Origin of the sequence: Bradyrhizobium sp. AZCC 1678, assembly GCF_036924765.1 — a bacterium.
Lineage (GTDB): Bacteria > Pseudomonadota > Alphaproteobacteria > Rhizobiales > Xanthobacteraceae > Bradyrhizobium > Bradyrhizobium algeriense.
Map to the genome: position 1 here is coordinate 474758 of NZ_JAZHSE010000001.1, position 19487 is coordinate 494244.

Sequence of the window (19487 nt, forward strand, 5' to 3'; positions counted from 1 at the left end):
CGGTGAACCTGCGCTCCTTTTGATGTGGCCAGCTGAAGACCGTTTGCAAACGTAGCGCAAAATCGCAGGCAGTCCGACATTTCCCGGTTGGATCCCGGCGCCCTTGTGGAAGCAGGATGCCTCAGCGCTGATATCGGCTCCCGCTCGGGATTCTTGCCGCAACGTCAGGTCGGTTTTTCTCGAGCCAGGCCAGAGCCTCCGGACCTTCGACGATGCACTCGAACGTTTCCCAGGTTGGGTCCTCGAGGGATTCCGGTTGAAGCCGCTCTGCCGCGTACGCAACGAGTTCGTGCAGGCGTTCGTATCCTCGTCGGCCCTCAAGGGATTCCGCAACCGCCGTGCTGGCCCACCCTCGCTGGGCCAAGTCGATAATGCTCGTAGCGTCAGCCTCGCGGAACCAAGGCGAGGCATCGAACTCGAAACAGAGGACATTATCGGCGGTATGGCAAGTAGCGTGGATCATTGGATTTCCCTACCGGCGCGAACCGTGCTGAGACGAGCCTTGAGCCGAACAATCTCGTCCCGACATCGCACTCCAGAGTGCCATTTCGTTGCCGCATAGCCATCAGTTCTTGACCAAATCCCCCAGCAAGTTTGCCGCCACCGTCAGCTTGGCAAGCGTGAGGCCACTGGCGGCGATCTCCTCGACAGAGCGTCGGATACGGGTCGCCTCAGGATGGGCCGCGAGCCAGTTCCCGGCCGCTTGCTGGCCGGAATCGCCGTTTGCCAGCATGCTGGCGACCAGTCTTCTTTCCGCGGCCGCGATCTGGTCAATGGCCCGATCGATGGCGAGACGTTCGAAATTATCGTTCGCCGGAACGCTGCGTGCGCCGGCGATGATGCGATCGAGGCGGAAATTGGCCTCGGCGGCAAAGAACGTCGTCTCGGTGTCACTGATGGCCCGGTTGGTACGCTCCGCAACGAGCACGATATCCGGTGCCGAGACCAGGGCGTCGAGATCGGCGAGTTCGCCGGCAAGGTCGGCCGGGACGCCGGCATCGATCAGGTCCTGCCGCCGCCTGCTGCGCCCGGCCTGCAAGTCCTCCGGCAGGGTCCTGTCGAGTCCGGCGGCGATCTGCCGGATACCGGGGCCGAAGCGTGCGATGACCGAGTCCAGGCCGACCGTTAAATCGACATTGCGCACATACCAGACCATGCGGGAGAGCAGCAGATCCTGAATCGCTGCGTAGAGACTAAGCTGCAATTGCCCGTCGATGCGGGTGTCTAATCCATCGATCGCATCGTGGAGCCGCTTGAGGCCGTAGGATTCATCCACCGCCACGAGGGCCGTGACGATGGTAGGCACGTCGGCTCCCGTCTGGTCGATCAGGCGCACGACGCAAGCCGGGCCGCAGCGATTGATCACGGCATTGGCGAGATTGGTCGAGATGATCTCCCGTCGAAGGCGATGGGCTTGCACCGAATCGGGAAATTTGTCCTGAACGTCGCGCGGGAAATATTGGGACAATTCGCGGGCGAGATAGGGATCGTCCGGCACTGCGCTGACGAGCAGGTCATCGTAAAGCGTCAGCTTGGCGTAGGCGAGCAAAACGGCAAGTTCCGGCCGTGTCAGGGCTTGGCCGCGGCGGGCACGTTCGGCGATAGCCGCGTCGTCCGGCAGGAACTCCACGGCGCGGCTTAAAAGGCCGCGCTGCTCGAGAGACTGCATGAGCCGGGAGAGGAAGCCGGTCTCGGCCACCCCCTTGCGTTCGGCGAGCGAAAGCGCAAGCGTCTGCTGATAATTGTTGCGCAACACCAGCGCGCCTACCTCGTCGGTCATCGCGGCAAGCAGGCTGTTGCGGTCGTCAGGACTGAGGCGTCCTTCGCGCTCGGGGCGCGCCAGCGCGATCTTGATATTGACCTCGACGTCGGAGGTGTTCACTCCGGCCGAATTGTCGATGGCATCGGTGTTGAGCTTGATGCCGTGCTGCGCCGCTTCGATGCGCCCCCGCTGGGTCACGCCGAGATTGGCGCCTTCGCCGATCACCCGGGCGCGGATATCAGCGCCGGTGACGCGGATCGGATCGTTGGCGCGATCGCCAACCTGATCGTCACTTTCCCCCGACGCACGGATCAAGGTGCCGATGCCGCCAAACCAGAGCAGGTCGACGCGCGCCTTGAGGATCGCCGTCATCACCTCGAAAGGCGTTGCTTGCGGCTTGTCGAGATCAAGCAAGGCGCGCACTTCCGGCGCGAGTGGGATTGCCTTGAGCGAGCGAGGGAATACGCCGCCGCCTTGCGAGATCAGCGACTTGTTATAATCCTGCCAGCTCGATCGCGGCAGGCCGAACATGCGCGAGCGCTCGGCATGGCTGATCGCGGGGTCGGGCGAAGGATCGATGAAAATGTCGCGGTGATCAAAAGCTGCGACGAGCCTCGTCGTCGGCGAAAGCAGCATGCCGTTGCCGAAGACGTCGCCGGACATGTCGCCGACACCGGCGACGGTGAAGGGCATGGTCTGAATATCGGTGCCGAGCTCGCGGAAGTGGCGCTTGACCGCTTCCCAGGCGCCGCGCGCGGTGATGCCCATCTTCTTGTGGTCATAGCCCTGGCTGCCGCCGGAGGCGAAGGCATCGCCGAGCCAATGGCCCTTCTCGGCCGAGATACCGTTGGCGATGTCGGAGAAGGTGGCGGTGCCCTTGTCGGCGGCTACCACGAGATAGGGGTCGTCGCCGTCATGCCGCACGGTGCTATCAGGCGGCACAATGGTGTCGCCGTCGAGATTGTCGGTGAGCTCGAGCAGCGAGCGAACGAAGATGCGATAGGCTTCGGTGCCCTCGGCCATCCAGGCGTCGCGATTGGAGGGCGGCGGCAGGCGCTTTGGCACAAAGCCGCCTTTGGCGCCGACCGGTACGATCACGGCGTTCTTGACCTGTTGCGCCTTGACCAGGCCGAGGATCTCGGTGCGGAAATCCTGCGGCCGGTCGGACCAGCGCAACCCGCCACGTGCGACCTTGCCGAAGCGCAGATGGATACCTTCGACACGGGGCGAATAGACGAAGATCTCGTAGAGCGGCCGCGGAGCCGGCAGATTCTCGATCTTGCGCGCGTCGAACTTGAACGAAATGACCGAACGCGGATGTCCGTCCTCGCCGATCTGCCACAGGTTGGTTCGGATGGTTGCCTGCACCAGATTGGTGAAGCGGCGCAGGATGCGGTCTTCATCGAGCGAGGCGACCGATTTGAGCTGCTCCTCGATCTCGGTGAGGAGGGTCGTCTCACGCGACGAACGCTCGGCATCCGTGATGGCGGGGCGCGGATCGAGGCGGGCTTGAAACAGGGCGACCATGTTGGCGGTGATCGCGGCGTTCTTGCGCAAGGTCTCCCACATGTAGTCCTGGCTGAACGGAGCGCGGATCTGGTGCAGGTAGCGGGACAGCGCCCGGATCGCCGAAACTTCGCGCCAGCTCAGGGCCGTGCGCAGGATGAGGGCGTTGTATCCGTCGGACTCGGCGCGATCGCGGACCACCGCCATGATCGAGGCTTCCAGGCGATGGTTGAACTCAGGGTTGATCTCGATCGGCTGGCCGTCGGCGGTCTCGATCGTCATATCGTGCAGCCATACCGGCGCCGGCACCGGCGTGGCGCGGGGCGCGATCTGATAGGTGCGTTCGTTGATCACGCGCATGCCGTGATTTTCGATTACCGGCACGCGATAGGACAGCGACAGGGGCGCGCCATGCGAGAATACCTTCAGGCCGAAGCGCTTTGGATCGTCGTCGCGCGCGGAGCGGTGAACCGAAATCATCACCGGACGAGCGGGCGTGATCTTCTCGATGGTGGCGATATCGGTGATCGCCTGCGATGCATCGAAAACTTCGGTATAGCCGCCAGTAAAAGCCTGGGCGTAACGGTTGGCAAGCATTCGCGCGCGCATGCCATCGGTGGACCCGGCCAGCGCGGCCTTCAGCTTGTCGCCCCAGGTCGCGGCAATGGCGCTGATCCCGGCTTCCAGCGTAGCGCGCTCGACGACAGGCGTCTCACCTTCATAACGTCCGATGATGTAGTGAACGCGCGCAAGCGCTCCTTCGGGGAAGGACACGTAAGAGGCGGAAAGGCTTCCCTTGTAGATCTGCGCCAGGAAGGCAGCGACGCGCATGCGCACGTCGGTGTCGTATTTCTCGCGCGGAATGAAGACGAGGATGGAGACGAAGCGATCGAACTTGTCAGCCCGGGCCAGCGCCCGCAAGCGGGGGCGCTCGTAGAGAATCAGGACCTCCATGACGAAATTGTAGAGGGTCTCGACGTCGACTTGGACGATCTCGTCACGCGGATAATCTTCGAGAATGTGCAGTAGCGCCTTGCCCGAATGGCTGTTCGGATCGAAGCCGGCGCGCTGGAGCACCAGCTCTACCTTGTGGCGGACATAGGGGATTTGCCGCACCGAGCGGGTATAGGCGCCGGAGGTGAACAGGCCGACGAGACGCAGTTCGCCCTCCAGCCTGCCGTCGGACGAATAGAGTTTGATGCCGACATAATCCATCCGTACGCGGCGATGAACGCGGCTGCTCACATTGGCCTTGATGACGATGAGGACGGTCGGCTCGCGCATGAACTCGCGAATTTCCGGCGTCATCACCACCATTTCGGTGCCGCGGCGCAAGACCTTCACATCGGGATCGCGCAGGATACCAAGGCCTTCGCCGGTCGAGATGTCGTCCAACGCATCGCTGTTTGGCGAGAAGCGATATTCGCGCAGGCCCAGAAAGGTGAAGTTGTCGGCGCACAGCCATTGCAGGAACTGGCCCGCTTCGGCGACATCGTCGATCGGCAGTGGCGGCGGATTGGAGGCGAGCGTCTTGATCGCTTCCTCGACGCGGGCACGCATGGCGCGCCAATCGGTGACGCAGGCGCGTACGTCGCTGAGTGTCCTGGTAAGGCCGTCGATCAGCCTCTCGCGGTCGGCACCGGAGTCGAGACGGGCGATGTGGAAATGGATCAGGCTTTCGCGCTCGCCCTTTGCCCCCGCTGGCAGCGTTTCGCCGTAGAAGCGCAGGAGCTTGCCTTGCCCGTCGCGCTCCACGGCGATGATCGGGTGAGCGACCAGCGTGACGTCGATGCCCTGCTCGGCGAGTTCCGCCATGATCGAATCGAACAGGAAGGGCATATTGTCGTTGAGAACTTCGAGCACGGAAATCTCGCGCCCGTCAGGCATGGCCGGATTGATCACGCGGATGTCGGCACTGCCGGCCGTACGCTGCTGCACATGTTCCCAGGCCTGTTCCGCCAGGAAGGCCAGGGACGGGGCGTCGTAGCTGGCAAGATCCTCGAGGTTCGTATGGCCGAACAGGAGCTCGGCAAAGGCCCGGGAGGTCTTGCCCGGCCGCACGCTTCCCGCCGCCTCGCGGATCAGTGTTGCCCGGGCCTTGTCGTCACGCAGCGCCATAACGTCCTCCATTTCCCGCGCCGTCTGACCGCCGTCACGAACGTCCGCTTGATTTTGGAGTGCATCTCTACGAGCGCCATTGTCTTGACCGGCGTCGATCGCGAAAGCGAAATCCTCGGTTTCGGAGCTTCGGTAGCGCCTGATGACAATACCATGCCAGGGCGACCAAGGCGCGAGCTGTCGTGAGGCGTGCCAAAAAATTCCCCACGGTGGAGAGTAAGGCCAAAATCGGTGCCGACGACCGCCGAACCGTCAACTATCTGACAAAATCACAAGTAATTTCAATTATGTAGGGGTTCGCTTTTTTGTTCTGAATGGCGCGCCACTTCGGTACAGAACTGGGCGCGCCAAAACCCGCCATTTTTGCGCTTGAGGCGGCGACCAGCGTGCGCAAGAGCACGCTTTTCGATCCCATGATGCGTAGTTCTTTCTGACTTCGACCCGTTGGGCGAGCGCACGCAGGTGATCGCGGCGGTAGCCTTCGCTATCGGTCCGCGCGCGAGTGTGGGCTGTCCTGGCAGTTGCGCGCGGCGAGTCCGATGCCGGCCGAGGCACCGACGAAATACTGTCGCTCCGATGCTTTCGCAACGCGCATTGGCGCCGGCGCCCGGAAAAGCGTCCGCGCGCCGTCGAGTGAGCAGTGAGTGGGCAGTGTTGTCACTCTGCCTTGCCGGCCGTGGTCTCTTGCCCACGGCCCGACCGCCAGACCGGATCTGGGCGAGACCATAGCACCGTGTCGCGGATAGCTTCTGCCAATGCCTCTGCCTGCACTGCAAGGAAACGCGCGCCCTTTTCGGCCGTGGCGGTCCGCGGGTCTCCCCAAGTGCCTGTGATCGGCGCGCGTTCGGAGAACGAATAGAACCGGGAGAAACCTGCCGGCGCTTGGACTGGGGCGGGAGCCTGCTGCATCGCCTCGTCCAACTTATGCGCCTTCACAATATCCTTCGCTATTGCCATCATGACCGAGGTTTCACCCTCGCAAGCATGTTTCGGCGCGGTGTCGGACTCGAAGATCGCCGCGATCTTTGCGGGCGCCAGGAACCACGGCGTCGTGGCTACGATTGGAAAATCATATGCCACCGCCAGTTCGCGCGATGCCACAGCAAGAGGATCGATATTGCCGCCGTGGCCGTTTACGATCAGCAAGCGGGCAAAGCCCAATGCGCGAAGCGATCGCACGACGCTTTCAAGGATCGCGCGATAAGCCGCATAGTCCACGCTGATCGTGCCGCCAAAAGGCAAATGATGCTCGCTCAAACCCAACCATAGGCCGGGCAGCACAGCGACCGGCACCGGATCTGGATCCTGAGCCACTAACCGAGCGGCCGCAATCGACGCCGCGCTGGCGCTGGCGGTATCGGTGATGACTGGCAGATGCGGGCCATGCTGCTCCAGCGAGCCAGCAGGCAGGATCGCCAGAGCACCTTTGCGTGCGGCTATCTCGCGCAGATCCGGAGCGGTCATGCGTGCCCATTCGACTTCAATGCTCATAACGATCTCCCGAAAAGATTGGATCGAGAGAGTATCATGTGGTCCGAAACGGTACAGCGCAGGGGCCGGGCACAAATTACGAAAACAACCCCATGCAAAGTAGAATGGGACCCGGCTCGCAGTACTCGCGCCGCTTGTACCCCGGGGCACGCGATGGTCCGCTGTCACGGCCCAATCCAATCGCGTCCCGCTCTAATCAGTCGCGCTGGCTGCCAAGGCTCGCGAATAGTTTATTAACTACTCTCTACGCTGCCGATACTCGCACGCGCGCCTCATCGGAAACGACGTTCTCAGCTCACGCGGCGCAGCTTGCCGAATAGGTCTGTGCATTGCCGGAGGCCGCGGAGCAGAAAGCCGCATAGTAGGCTTCCAGTTCGGCCACGGCGCGATGCTCCCATTCCTTGGCTTGCGCCAGCAGGGAACAGCTATGAACCGGCCGGAAGGCCGCGGTCTGGCGATACAGCGACGCGATGGTGCGGTACCGGCGAACGTTTTCCATGATTGCCAGGCTGTTCATGTTCGTATCTCCCCATTCCTTTTCCCGAACACGAACTTGCGGCAGAACGATTTTCGATTCGTTAGCGCGAGAGGGAGAGAGAACGTGTGGTTTCCGAACTGTTGACGGTGCACCCTCACGGGTGAACACGGCGCAGCCCTTGAGACTTCTGAAGCTCGGCCGCTTCAATCGCCCGTGCGCACGGCCTGCGGCGAGGCCGGCGAATTTCCGCTCGAACAGACGACGCTTGGCAGGAACAATCCTCCATCAAGCGACCATGCGGGCAACATCGTGCGGGCGCAGAATGCCAGTCCGATCCCGAGAAGCGATGCGCACACCAGCGTGGCTGCGAACGGCCAAGCCGTCCGCTTTCGTTGCGGTGACGATGGCAGGCTGGCTGCGATGGTCGCTGACGCTTGGTTCGAGCTGGACACTGGTCAGGATCCTGACTGGAGAATGATGTGTTCGAGACCAGTCCCGCGCAGGGCCTGCGAAGCTGCAGCCTAATGGTGCTTGTGCTGCGCACTGACACCAGCGACGCCACTGACTGCGGCGCCGGGATTTTCCTCGACGTTGTAGACGATCTCGACAGGCCCGGCCTTCTCGAACACCAGCGTGCCCTTCACCTTCTGGCCGAGCTGCAATGGCTCCTTGAGGCCGAGCAGCACGATACGAAGCGAGCCGGGCTTGAGCTCGATGGTCTTGCCGGGCTTGATCTCGATGCCGTTCGCGAGCGGGCGTGTCTTCGTCACGCCGTCCACATCGACTATCTCGTGCACCTCGATCTGGCCTGCCGCGGGCGAGGCGCCTCCGATCAGGCGATCCGCGGTCTTTCCCTTGTTGGTGATGGTGAGATAGCCGCCCGCGATGTTGGCGTCTTTCGGGGTCGGGCGCGACCAGGGATGCCCGATGTCGATGGCGCCAACCTTGAACTCGTGCGCGCCGGCCGCAGTCGCAATGAGCAAACTTGCTGCGACAAAAATGGCCGCGGTGACAAACACAAAGATATCTCTGACGATAGTTGTCATAATTGTCCTACTCCGATACGCGCGCTGGACCGTTAAGGCATGTAGAGAAACAATCAGACGCGATTACGGCTGGTGCTCGCCGTGATTGCGGCTACGGCCGGACGTGATTGCGGCTACCCGATCGCGGCGCGAGAAAAAGCCGGCGCACAACCGGGCAATCGGACCGCGCCTCTTTCGCCATTCGCTCAACACGCGACAGCCACACCCAAGCCGCGCTCGCGATGACGCCTTCTCTTTTCCGCTTCCCTTCCGTCGCGAGCAGGCCGCGCTTCTCGCACGATCCAGTCAATCTCGCGCCCGATTGCGATGGCTAATCGTCGAGCATCGAGTGTAAGGGGGCGTATGTGTGTGCGTATCTTAAACGGCCCGCGGCCGGCATCTTTTCATCCATGCTGTTTTTTTTGGCGCTACCAGCGGAAGCGCATCATCCCGGCGGCGGCGGCAACACCGGTAGCGGCGGCCCCATCAACACCATATCGGCCGACACGCTTTCCGAAGGGCTGATCGCCGCATCGGTCCGCTACGAATTCATCCGCCTGGGCCAGCTCAGCGACGCCGACCTGCTTGCCGCTGCGAGCAAAGGCACGCACGCGCATTCGCTCCGCTCGATCGACGCCATCTCGATTTCGGCCGCCTACGGCATCACCAACGACTTCACGGTTGCCGTTCGCGCCGGGGGCGTCCGCCGCTCGGATATCCGCGAACCCGGGGAAGACATGCTGAGCGGCGGCCATATGGGCATGATGAATATGAGCGACATGAGCAGCCTGATGAGCCCCGACGGCATCAACAGGCGCGGCAATTCGGCAGGCTTTGGCGATGTGACGATGCTCGGGCAATATCGCTTCCACAACAACGCGCAAACGGGAACGTCGGCCGCCGTGCTGTTCGGCTTCAAGGCGCCGACCGGCAGCACCGACCGGCGTGACGCCGCCGGCCAGCTCTTCCAGGCCGAATTTCAGCCGGGCTCGGGCTCGTGGGACGGCCTGTTCGGCGCCGCCTTCACCAAGCGCACAGGCCGCTGGTCGTTCGACGTGAGCGGCCTTTACTATCTGATCAGCACGGGCACACAGGACACCAATCTCGGCGACCGCTTCCTGTTCGGCACCGCCGTCTCATATCGCCTGGTCGGCGCCACCGGCTCGGCGAAAGAGGTGGCGTTGCACGACTACTGCATGCAGCCCCGCAATCAGTTGCAGGAGCATTGCCTCTATCACGCCAACCACGACCACAGCGACATGATGAAGACGCCCTACACGCTCGACCTCGTTCTCGAGCTCAATGGCGAGTGGCACGACAAGCAGAAGATCGCCGGCATTCCGGATCCCAATTCGGGCGGCACCACGGTCTATCTCTCGCCCGGCGTGCGCGTGGGCTTCGATCGCTTCTCGAGCTTCGTCTCCGTCGGCGTGCCGGTCATCAACCAGCACAACGGCGTTCAGTCCAAGCCGGATTTTCGCGTGCTTACGGGGATCGGCGCGCGGCTGAATTAGCCGCGGAAGTCGGTGTACGCCATTTGACGTCAGCGAAATTCTGGCTATATTCTAGCCAGAATGCCTTTCGCTATTATACTTGCTCCGGAAGCCGTCGAAGACCTCAGGAGGTTGACGGCGACCGTTCGGGCAACGGTGCGGACTGCGCTCGAGACGCACCTGCGGCACGAACCCGAAAAAGCGAGCCGCAGTCGGATCAAACGGTTACGAGGATTGCGCCGTCCGCAATATCGGCTGCGCGTGGACGAAGTCCGGGTGTTCTATGATGTTTCCGGCACGACCGTCGAGGTTTTGGCGATCGTAGCCAAATCGGAGGCTGAGTCATGGCTCGCACAATTCGGAAATCCGGGATGAAGGAAGTCCCTCTGTCCGAAATCAAGGACGATCTGTCTCGATATCTGCGCGAGGCGGAGACCCAGGAAATCGTCATAACCCGCCATGGTAAACCGGCGGGCGTGCTGATCGGCTTTGAATCGGAAGACGACTGGTTCGAATACCGTCTCGAACATGACCCACGCTTCCTGCGCCGCATTGAACAGGCGCGCAGCAGCTTGAGCGCCGGACTTGGGGTCAGGCTCGAAGATATTGAACAGGAATAGTGCGCCTGCTACATCTTCATCGGCTGCGATGCGCGGGTAAAATCGGCTTACTGAATAGAGAGACGGTTAGCTCGCTTATCAACGGCCGGCGCGCCTTGATGGCTCCCCCGACCGAAATCTCACGCCTGCCCTCACGCGGCGCGGATGTTGCCGAGGAATTTGCCGGTTTCGGTCTCGAGCTGCTCGGATTGCGAGGTGAGCTGGGCTGCTGCGTTCAAGACAAGGGTCGCGGCAGCGTCGACCTTGCTCGACGCTTCGCGTACGCCCGTGATATTTTGCATCACCTCCTGGGCGCCCTGCGCCGCCTGGTGCACGCTGCGGGCAATCTCGTTGGTCGCAGCGCCCTGCTCTTCGACGGCGGCCGCAATGGAGCCGGTGATTTCGTTCATCTGCCCGATCGTGGTGCCGATTTCGCGGATGGCCTCGACGGTCGAGCCGGTCGCGTCGCGGATGGCCTGGATCTGGCTCGTGATTTCTTCGGTGGCCTTGGCGGTTTGCGACGACAGCGCCTTGACCTCGTTGGCCACGACGGCAAAACCCCTGCCGGCGTCGCCGGCCCGGGCGGCCTCGATGGTGGCGTTCAAGGCCAGCAGGTTGGTTTGTCCCGCGATGGTCTGGATCAGCGCCATGACCTCGCCGATCTTCTGGGAGGCCTCGACCAGGCGCCCGACCATGGCCTCGGTCCGGCCGGCCTGCCCGACCGCGCTCTGGGCAATCGACGAAGACTGGGTGACCTGCCGCGCGATCTCCTGGATCGAGGACGACAATTCCTCCGCCGAGGCCGCAACCGTCTGAACGTTCGATGCGGTCTGCTCGGCCGCAGCCGCGACCTTGGCGCTCTGATCCGTCGTCCCCACCGCGATCGTGGACATTGACGAAGCCGAATCCTGCAGCTCGTCGGCGGCGGTGGCGGTGCCCCGGATCACTCCGCCGATGCTGCGCTCGAAGTCGTCGGCGATACGGGCGAGATCCGTCCGCCGCTCCTCGGCAGAACGGACCTTCATCTCTTCCTGTTTGGTGCGGAGCCGTGTCGTTTCAACCAGATGATCCCTGAAGACCTGCAGGCTTCGCGCAATCCGGCCGATCTCGTTGATCCGGTCGACGAAGGGAATCTCGACCGCAAGATTGCCCTTGGCCAGTTCGTCCATCGCCGCGCAGGTCCTGTTGAGCGGAACGACCAGGCCGCGGCCGAGCCAGAATGCGACGAAGCCCGCGAGCGCCAAGCCGGCCAGCCCGCCGATCCCGGCCCAGATCATCCGGCGGAAAACCACCGCGTCGATATCGTCGACATAGGCGCCGGCCTGAAGCGCCAGCAGCTTGTCGCCCGCGCCAAACGACCCGACATAGGAAACCTTGCGGAGTTCGGCGCCACCGGCGGAGCGGGGCGAGAGATATTCGACAAAGCCGCCGCCGGCGCGCGCGGTCCGCGCGATGTCCTGGATCAAGAGCTTGCCGCTCTTGTCCTTGAACTCCCAGCGGTTGACGTTGATGTATTTGGGATTGGCATGCACGTAGGTGACGCCGGCGTCGGCGCTGCCCGTGCCGTAGACGCCGATATAGTCCGAATATTCGCCCCAGCGCATCGAACTGATCGCGGCGAAGGCCATCTGGCGCGCCTTGTCCGGCTCGATCCTGCCGGCCTTGGCCTCGCCCTCATAGTGGGCGAGAACCTTTGTCGCGGCCTCGACAAGATTGCGGACCGTGGTGCGCCGCTCGTCCAGAACCGCGTCGCGCAACACCAGGATCTGCAAGGCGGAGCCTGCAAAGAGCACGATCGTCAGCGCCGCAATGATCATCGCAAAGCGCTGATAGACGGTGAGGTTACGCATGCCGCTTGCCTTCCTGCTGGTTGAGGATTAGTACCAATACAACGTTAATCGATTGTTATCGGGTTGCGCGGATAACCCGCAGCGTCCGATCGCGAGAATCGGCGCTTGAAATGACCGCGCCGCGGCGACACAATGGCGCCCACCCTTCCAACAAGACGTGCCAATGATCCCCGCACCGTGCGGAATCGCATGGTGCGCTAAGAGTGACCCATAATGGCTGAAGCCGATCTCGACATCCTCATCCGGCAAATCGCAAAAGCGCAGAACAAGAGCCTGATGGCCGCCGTCAAGAAACGGCGCGACCAGATCATGGCCCGCGCGGCCAAGGCCAAGGATAAGGAGACCCGGGATCAATTCCGGCTGATCGCGAAGAGCACGATGCTGCTCGGCACGGCGGCGGCCAAGCGGCTGCAGAATTCGGCGGAAAACACCGCCGATAGCTACGCCCGGGCGATCAGGAACGCCGCCGAGGAAGCCGCGGCTGCGAAGGCGGCGAAAAAGCCCGCCAAGAAGAAAGATGCCTGAAGCGGCCGCCCGCGCTCAGGCTGCCCTATGGGCACGGTAAATACTACGCTCGAATAGACGATAGGCATTAAGCGCGCGCTGGTCGGCGAATGGCAAAATTTGCATCATGATCACGCCCGCGATACGCGACGCCGGGTCGATCCAATAGTAGGTGTTGTAAAGTCCAGCCCATGTCAGGCTGCCTGCGCTGCGGCCATCAGGCACAGGATCGAGATTGATCATATCGCCAAGCCCCCACCGCAGCCGGGCTCCCGGGAAAAAATCGACGTTGTCAGACAATGCCGGATTTGTTGTCTTGAGAATTCCCGCGTCGAGGTTGCCGATCTGATTGGCGGACATCAGCGCGACCGTCTGCGGCCGCAGGATGCTCTTCCCGGCAAGTGCTCCGCCATTCAACAGCGCCTGGAGCAAAGTCAGATAATCCGGCGCTGTGGAATAGATGCCGCCACCACCGGAAATCACTTTCGGCTCGGTTCGTCTCACCAAGGGCTGCGGCGCAAGCGTCCCATCCGCCTTGCGCAAATGCAGATTTGCCTGGCGGGCGCGCTGCTTCTCGGTGAGCGAGAAGGCGGTGTCGTGCATCCCGAGTGGACCCAGGATGTGATCGCGGAAATAGCGATCCAGACTTTGCCCACTGATGATCTCTACCAGCCGGCCGACCCGGTCGAGACTGCCGCCATAGGCCCACCTCGTGTCCGGATCGAACATCAGCGGCGCACGCGGCAGCGCGGTGTCGTTGCGGGATGCCTTGCCGTAGCGAACGACACTCGTGTCCCAAAGCTGGTAGCTAAGCCCGGATGTGTGCGTCAACAGATTGCGTAGTGTGATGGGCTTTCGCGCGGCGCGCAGTTGCGGGGTCCCGTGCGCATCGAAACCATCGAGAACTTGAGGCGACCCAAGCGTCGGATCAATTCTCGCCGCCGGTTCGTCCAGCTTGAGTTTGTCCCGCTCGACGAGCTGCAGGGCGGCGACGGATGTCAGCAATTTGGTCATTGACGCGATACTGAAGACCGTATCGACCGACATCCTGGCAGCCGCGCCCATGCTTCTCGCGCCAAATGCGCCCTGGTAGATCACCGACTGCTCCGTTGCGGCCATGGCGACAACGCCTGGCACGTCTGCCGCATCGACCCGAGCCTGCAAAACGGCGTCGATTTCCTGGCTACGGGACGGCGTGCGCCGCGGAGCTGCAAGGCCGGGAATGGCTGCACCGGGGATCAGGCCTGCCGCCGCGACGGCTGCCGTTCGCAACAACGTATCGCGCCGACTGAACCGCACTGTCATCGCGCTCCCCTCAACGCCCTGGAACCTAAGGCCGGCCGGCGGAAAGCATTCCCTTCAATTTCAGCACCGCGCTGTCGGGTGTTGTCAGCACCGGCCGCCCGGTTACCTCGGCGACCAGTTCTGCCGCAGGCGCCATGCTGTATTGCGCCAGCGCGATCAGGTCGCAATCGCGCAGGTCCTTTGACGCTTCGACCACCAGGCGGTCATGGGTCGCGCGGTCGCCGCGATCGAGCGCGGCCATGGCGCCTTCTGCCAGTTTCGGCACCAGTTCGATCGACGGCGGAAACTCCGGCGGCATCGAGGCCAGTGTAGGCGGAAACGTCGACAGCAGCCCAATTCGGCGCCCCCGCGCGACCGCCTGCTCGATCATCGCCTCATTGGGCTTGAGCACCGGCATCGGGGCGTGCGCGCGGGCGACCGCTTCGATGCAGGGGCCGAACGCCGAACAGGTGAACAGGATCGCGTCCGATCCGGTGCCGGCGGCGTAGCGCCCGAGCCGGAGGAAGCGCTCTGTCATCGCGTCGGTGAGCCCGCCGTCGCGCGCCAGATCGGCCGACAGGCTGTCGTCGAGCAGATTCATCAGGCGGGCGTCCGGCCAAAGCCTCGCAAAGGAGGCCTCGATCGGCACGATCGAATGCTTCAGGGCGTGGATCAGGGTGATGCGCATGCGCGACAGTCTGGCTGCGGCACGGCTGGTGTCAACCCGACGCGCCGCAATGGTTTTTTGTTTGACGCGTTTTCTTTACGCGAACCGGTATCCACCCCGGATCAAGTCCGGGGCAGGCTTTCGCTCGAAAACGCTATGACCTTCACTTAAACGGCAGGGCGTACATCAGGCCGCCCTTGGCCCAGGCCGCGTTCAGGCCGCGATCGAGCTTCAGCGGGCTCGACTTGCCGACATTGCGCTCAAATATCTCGCCGTAATTGCCACCCGCCTTGATTGCTTGCAGCATCCACTTGTTGTCGAGGCCGAACCGCGATCCGAGATCGCCTGACGTGCCGAGCAGCCGCTGGATGGCCGGGGTGCTGCTGGACTTCGCCATCTCGTCGGCATTGGCCGCGGTGACGCCGAGTTCTTCCGCCTCGATCAGGCCGTAATGCAGCCAGGCGATGATGTCGGTCCACACCTCGTCGCCGTTGCGGGTGAACGGCCCGAGCGGCTCCTTGCTGATGGTCTGCGGCAGCACGACATAGTCGGCGGGATTCGAGGCCGCCGTGGTGACGGCGCCCGCCAGCGCCGATGCGTCCTGGGTCATGGCATCGCAGCGCCCGCCGAAAAAGGTCTGGTACATGGTGTCGGTGCGGTCGAACACCAGCGGCTTCCATTCGATCCCGTTGGCGCGGCCGTAATCGCCGAGCGTGACTTCGTGGGTCGTGCCCTGCGCGACGCAGACCGTGGCGCCGTTCAGGCCCTTGAGATCCTTGACGCCGGCATCGGCCCGCACGACGAACCCCTGGCCGTCGTAGAAATTGACCGGGCCCTGCCGCAGTCCGAGCGTCACGCCGCGCAGATAGGTCTGGGTCGAGTTGCGGTAGAGCACGTCGATTTCGCCTGACTGCAGGGCGGTGAAGCGGTTCTGCGCCGTGAGCGCGACGTATCGCACTTTTTTGGCGTCGCCGAGCACGCCGGCCGCCAATGCGCGGCAATAGTCGACGTCGAGCCCCTTGTAGTTGCCTTGCGAGTCCGGCGTCGAGAAGCCGGCAAAGCCGGTGCTGACGCCGCACACCAGCATGCCGCGCTGCTTGACCGTATCAAGCGTTCCGGCCTGCGCCGTCAGGCACGACGCGGCGAGCAAGCCTGTAGCGATGACGACCTTCTTCATATCGTTCCTCCTGCTAATGACCCACACTCTTCAAAGCGCTATCGACCGCGTGACCGAGGCGGTCGACAATCATGTCGATATCTTCCGAAGTCGCGATATAGGGCGGCGCGAGCAGCACATGATCGCCGCTGCGGCCATCCATGCATCCGCCCGCGGGATAGCAGCCAAGGCCGCCTTCGAACGCGATGGCTTTGATGCGCTGGTTCAATTTCAGCGCCGGATCGAACGGCGCGCGGGTGGCGCGGTCGGCGACGAGTTCGATGGCCTGGAACAGGCCGCGCCCCCTGATGTCGCCGACATGGCGGTGATTACCAAAACGCTCGGTCAGCCGCCGCTCGAGTTGCCCGCCGAGAGTCTTGACCCTGTCGAGCAATTGCTCGTCATCGATCACCCGCTGCACCTCGAGCGCCGCGGCGCAGGCCAGCGGGTGGGCCATATAGGTATGGCCGTGCAGGAACGCGCCCGAACCGTCGCGGATCACATCGACGATGCGCGCGCTCGCAAGCATGGCGCCGATCGGCTGGTAGCCACCGCCCAGTCCCTTGGCGATCGCCTGGATGTCGGGCGCGATGCCTTCCTGCTCCCAGGCGTGACGCGTGCCGGTGCGGCCCATGCCGCACATCACCTCGTCGAGGATGACCAGCGCACCGTGCCGGTCGCAGATCTCCCGGACGGCGCGGAAATATCCCTCCGGCGCCGGCACGCAGCCGGCGGTCGCGCCCACAACGGGCTCGGCGATGAACGCCACCACGTTCTCCGGGCCAAGGCGCTGGAATTCCGCCTCGAGTTCGGCCGCCAGCCGGCCGACGAAATCCACATCGGATTCGCTGTCCTGTTTTTCGTGATAGGCGAAGGCCGGGGTCACGTGGCTGAAGGCCGACGACAGCAGCGGGGCATAGGGCTCGCGGCGCCACGCATTGCCGCCGGCAGCCAGCGCTCCCAGCGTGTTGCCGTGATAGCTCTGGCGACGCGCGATGAAGCGCTGGCGCTGCGGCTGGCCGATCTCGATAAAATACTGCCGCGCCAGCTTGATCCCGGCCTCGATCGCTTCCGAACCACCGCTGACGAGATAGGCGTAACCGAGGCCGCCGGGCTCGTGGCCCACGAGCTTGTCGGCCAGCGCTTCGGCCGGCTCCGACGAGAAGAAGCTGGTGTGGGCGTAGGCCAGCTTGGACGCCTGCCGCGACATCGCCTCGAGCACACGCGGATGCTGGTGGCCGAGACAGGAGACGGCAGCGCCGCCGGATGCATCCAGAATCCGCCTTCCGCCCTCGCCAATCAGCCAGACGCCCTCGCCGCCGATCGCCCTGGGAGGAGTGTCACGCAGGCTTCGATGCAGCACCCGACTCTTGCTGACGCTCATGACGGTCAACCCTCCTCGGCAACATATTGCGACATCGCGGCCAGCCGGCCTTCGGTCTCCTCAAGGCGGCGCTTTGCCTTGGCGCCGCCCAGCACGAAGGTGACCGCCGCCAGCGATTGCGCAATCGCAATGGCGCCGGTCAGGCTCGGGAAGAATCCGGGCGATGCGGCGGCCTCATAGAGCAGCAGATGATCGGCGCCCTCCGCCATCGGCGCGGTGATCGCGTCGGCAATCGCAATCAATGTGGCGCCGGAATCATGCGCGGCGCGCGCCGACAGCACGCTGGCCCTGGAATAGGGCGCAAAGCCGATGACCACGACCGCATCGCCGCGCTGGAAGGCGCCAAGGTCGAGATCTTCCGGACCGGAGCCGCCGACCAGTTGCACCTCGTCAGACCGAAACAGCCGGAGCTGATAGTTGAGCAACTCGGCGACGCTGCGGCAGCTTCGAAAGCCGGCGATCCAGATTCGCCGCGCGGCATGCAGCGCCTTGGCTGCTTCGGCCACGGAACTCGTGGAAATGCGCGCAAGACCTGCCGCCTCGGCTTCCATCTTGTCGGCGACCAGCGAGATGTCGGCGTGGGGTCCCTTGCGGCCGGCGCGGGTGCGGGCCGAGAACGGCTGGGCCTGCGCCGGCCGGCGCGCCTCGGTCAACGCGGCGCGCAACTCGTCCCATCCGGAATAGCCCAGCGCCTTGGCCAGACGCGTGAAGGCCGCGGGATCGGCGCCGGCCTCGGCGGCCAGATCGCGCATCGAACGCGTGGTGGCGTCGTAATCATTGGCGGCGACGAAGCGCCCGACCTGCTGCAGCCGCGCCGGCAGCGACGGCAGGGCACTGCATAGTTCGCTCAGCGGCGAGGATTTCGGCTGGGACTGCGCCATGAAACATATGTTGCACAAATACCGTTTTGGTGCAACATTTGAAACGCGCCCCCAGGACGCATGGCCGAAGATCGCTGTTGCCAGAAGGATCCTTGTGCTGTGACAACATCGACGCCCGAACTCCGCCGCCGCAGGCAACTGCGCTTCTCGCTGAACCGCCAGCAGATCATCGGCCTGCTCTGGCAGGTCGCGGTGGTCGGGATCGCGGTCGCGATCGTCGCCTTCCTGTGGTCGAACGCCCTGCACAATCTGTCGGTACGGCGGATTTCGACCGGCTTCGCCTTTCTCGGCCGCGAAGCCGGGATGCCGATCGCGGACACCTGGCTCGCCTACAGCCCCAGGGATCCTTACGCCCGTGCCTTCATCGTCGGCATCATCAATACGCTCCGCGTCGCGGTAATCGGCATCGTGCTGGCGACCGTGATCGGCACGCTGATCGGCATCGCGCGGCTGTCGTCGAACTGGCTGTTGTCACGGCTGGCCGCCGTCTATGTCGAACTGCTCCGCGACATTCCCCTGCTGCTGCAATTGCTGTTCTGGTATGTGCTGATGCAGGGATTGCCGGCGGCGCGGGCCGCATGGAAGCCGATCGAGGGAGTGTTTCTTTCCAACCGGGGCTTGATACTTCCATCAGTCCCGATCGCGGAAGCAAACCTCTGGGTGATCGCGGCCGTCGTGGCCGGGCTGATCGCGCTCTATGTGCTGCGGCGGCAATTGATGGCGCGGCAGATGGCCGACGGCAAGGTGCGGCGTCTCTGGCCCTACGCGCTGGCGCTCGTCGTCGGATTTCCGGCGCTGGTGTCGTTCGGCCTCGGCGCATCCTGGACCGTGACGATGCCGGAGCTGCGCGGCTTCAATTTCGTCGGCGGGCTGACGCTGGCGCCGGAATATTTTGCGCTGCTCATCGCGCTCGTCACCTACACGTCTGCCTTCATCGCCGAAATCGTCCGTAGCGGCATCCAGGCTGTGCCCAGGGGCCAATGGGATGCTGCCAACGCGCTCGGCCTGCGCCGGAGCTTTGTGCTTCAGCGCATCGTGCTGCCGCAGGCGCTGCGCGTCATCATTCCGCCGATGACCAGCCAGTATCTGAACCTCACCAAGAATTCCTCGCTTGCGGTCGCGGTCGGCTATCAGGACGTGGTGTCGATCGCCAACACGACGCTGAACCAGACCGGTCAGGCGATCGAAGCCATCGCGCTCATCATGATGGTATTCCTGACCATCAGCCTCGGCATCAGCCTGTTCATGAACTGGTACAATGCGCGCATCGCGCTGGTGGAGCGCTGATC

General features: G+C 63.5%; 16 protein-coding genes. 6 read left to right on the forward strand and 10 right to left on the reverse strand.

The features are described from left to right. Window positions 1-565: 565 nt before the first annotated feature. The 3 genes from V1294_RS02305 to V1294_RS02315 all read right to left on the reverse strand — a co-directional run bounded on the left by V1294_RS02305 (window position 566) and on the right by V1294_RS02315 (window position 7394). Window positions 566-5398, reverse strand: a complete 4833-nt coding sequence (locus V1294_RS02305; protein WP_334494901.1) for an NAD-glutamate dehydrogenase — start codon at window positions 5396-5398, stop codon at window positions 566-568. A 645-nt stretch (window positions 5399-6043) separates the two neighbouring features. Then, window positions 6044-6877 (reverse strand): creatininase family protein, encoded by an 834-nt coding sequence (locus tag V1294_RS02310; protein ID WP_334494902.1) that lies wholly within the window; start codon window positions 6875-6877, stop codon window positions 6044-6046. Window positions 6878-7172: 295 nt separating this feature from the next. Continuing rightward, window positions 7173-7394 (reverse strand): hypothetical protein, encoded by a 222-nt coding sequence (locus V1294_RS02315; RefSeq protein ID WP_334487254.1) that lies wholly within the window; start codon window positions 7392-7394, stop codon window positions 7173-7175. 307 nt (window positions 7395-7701) lie between these two features. Between V1294_RS02315 and V1294_RS02320 the strand changes: the two genes are divergently transcribed. Beyond that, window positions 7702-7833 (forward strand): hypothetical protein, encoded by a 132-nt coding sequence (locus V1294_RS02320; protein ID WP_334494904.1) that lies wholly within the window; start codon window positions 7702-7704, stop codon window positions 7831-7833. 43 nt (window positions 7834-7876) lie between these two features. On the opposite strand, the gene V1294_RS02325 is transcribed toward V1294_RS02320, so the two are convergent. Further along, the gene (locus tag V1294_RS02325) at window positions 7877-8401 is read right to left on the reverse strand and encodes a copper chaperone PCu(A)C (protein WP_334494906.1); all 525 of its coding nucleotides are present in this window, start codon (window positions 8399-8401) and stop codon (window positions 7877-7879) included. Window positions 8402-8790: 389 nt separating this feature from the next. On the opposite strand from V1294_RS02325, the gene V1294_RS02330 reads away from it, so the two are divergent. From V1294_RS02330 to V1294_RS02335, 3 genes are read left to right on the forward strand one after another with little or no spacing between them, the layout of a single operon-like run. Next, window positions 8791-9894: a transporter gene (locus V1294_RS02330; RefSeq protein WP_334494907.1), complete on the forward strand. Its 1104-nt coding sequence runs from the start codon at window positions 8791-8793 to the stop codon at window positions 9892-9894. 60 nt (window positions 9895-9954) lie between these two features. Then, on the forward strand, window positions 9955-10248 hold the full coding sequence (locus V1294_RS37885; protein ID WP_442895312.1) for a type II toxin-antitoxin system RelE family toxin: 294 nt from the start codon (window positions 9955-9957) through the stop codon (window positions 10246-10248). Next, on the forward strand, window positions 10245-10493 hold the full coding sequence (locus V1294_RS02335) for a type II toxin-antitoxin system Phd/YefM family antitoxin (protein ID WP_334391873.1): 249 nt from the start codon (window positions 10245-10247) through the stop codon (window positions 10491-10493). The genes V1294_RS37885 and V1294_RS02335 overlap by 4 nt, the downstream gene beginning before the upstream one ends. A gap of 131 nt (window positions 10494-10624) precedes the next feature. Here the strand turns inward: V1294_RS02335 and V1294_RS02340 are convergent, their stop codons facing one another. Continuing rightward, complete coding sequence (locus V1294_RS02340; RefSeq protein WP_334494909.1) at window positions 10625-12322, reverse strand: methyl-accepting chemotaxis protein; 1698 nt, start codon at window positions 12320-12322, stop codon at window positions 10625-10627. A 213-nt stretch (window positions 12323-12535) separates the two neighbouring features. On the opposite strand from V1294_RS02340, the gene V1294_RS02345 reads away from it, so the two are divergent. Then, complete coding sequence (locus V1294_RS02345; protein WP_334494911.1) at window positions 12536-12847, forward strand: hypothetical protein; 312 nt, start codon at window positions 12536-12538, stop codon at window positions 12845-12847. 15 nt (window positions 12848-12862) lie between these two features. Here the strand turns inward: V1294_RS02345 and V1294_RS02350 are convergent, their stop codons facing one another. From V1294_RS02350 to V1294_RS02370, 5 genes are all read right to left on the reverse strand, one after another. Next, window positions 12863-14131: a serine hydrolase domain-containing protein gene (locus tag V1294_RS02350; protein ID WP_334494912.1), complete on the reverse strand. Its 1269-nt coding sequence runs from the start codon at window positions 14129-14131 to the stop codon at window positions 12863-12865. 25 nt (window positions 14132-14156) lie between these two features. Continuing rightward, entirely contained in the window at window positions 14157-14798 is a 642-nt protein-coding gene (locus V1294_RS02355) for an arylsulfatase (protein WP_334494913.1), read from the reverse strand. A gap of 142 nt (window positions 14799-14940) precedes the next feature. Further along, window positions 14941-15954 carry an amino acid ABC transporter substrate-binding protein gene (locus tag V1294_RS02360; RefSeq protein WP_334494915.1) on the reverse strand — a complete coding sequence of 338 codons (1014 nt, stop codon included), beginning with the start codon at window positions 15952-15954 and terminating at the stop codon, window positions 14941-14943. A gap of 13 nt (window positions 15955-15967) precedes the next feature. After that, a complete protein-coding gene (locus tag V1294_RS02365; protein ID WP_334494916.1) occupies window positions 15968-17317 on the reverse strand; it encodes an aspartate aminotransferase family protein in 1350 nt (449 codons plus the stop codon). Between the two features lie 5 nt (window positions 17318-17322). Further along, on the reverse strand, window positions 17323-18198 hold the full coding sequence (locus V1294_RS02370) for a MurR/RpiR family transcriptional regulator (protein ID WP_334494918.1): 876 nt from the start codon (window positions 18196-18198) through the stop codon (window positions 17323-17325). 99 nt (window positions 18199-18297) lie between these two features. Here V1294_RS02370 and V1294_RS02375 point away from each other — a divergent pair, with 99 nt between their 5' ends. Further along, entirely contained in the window at window positions 18298-19485 is a 1188-nt protein-coding gene (locus tag V1294_RS02375) for an amino acid ABC transporter permease (protein ID WP_334494920.1), read from the forward strand. Window positions 19486-19487 lie beyond the last annotated feature (2 nt).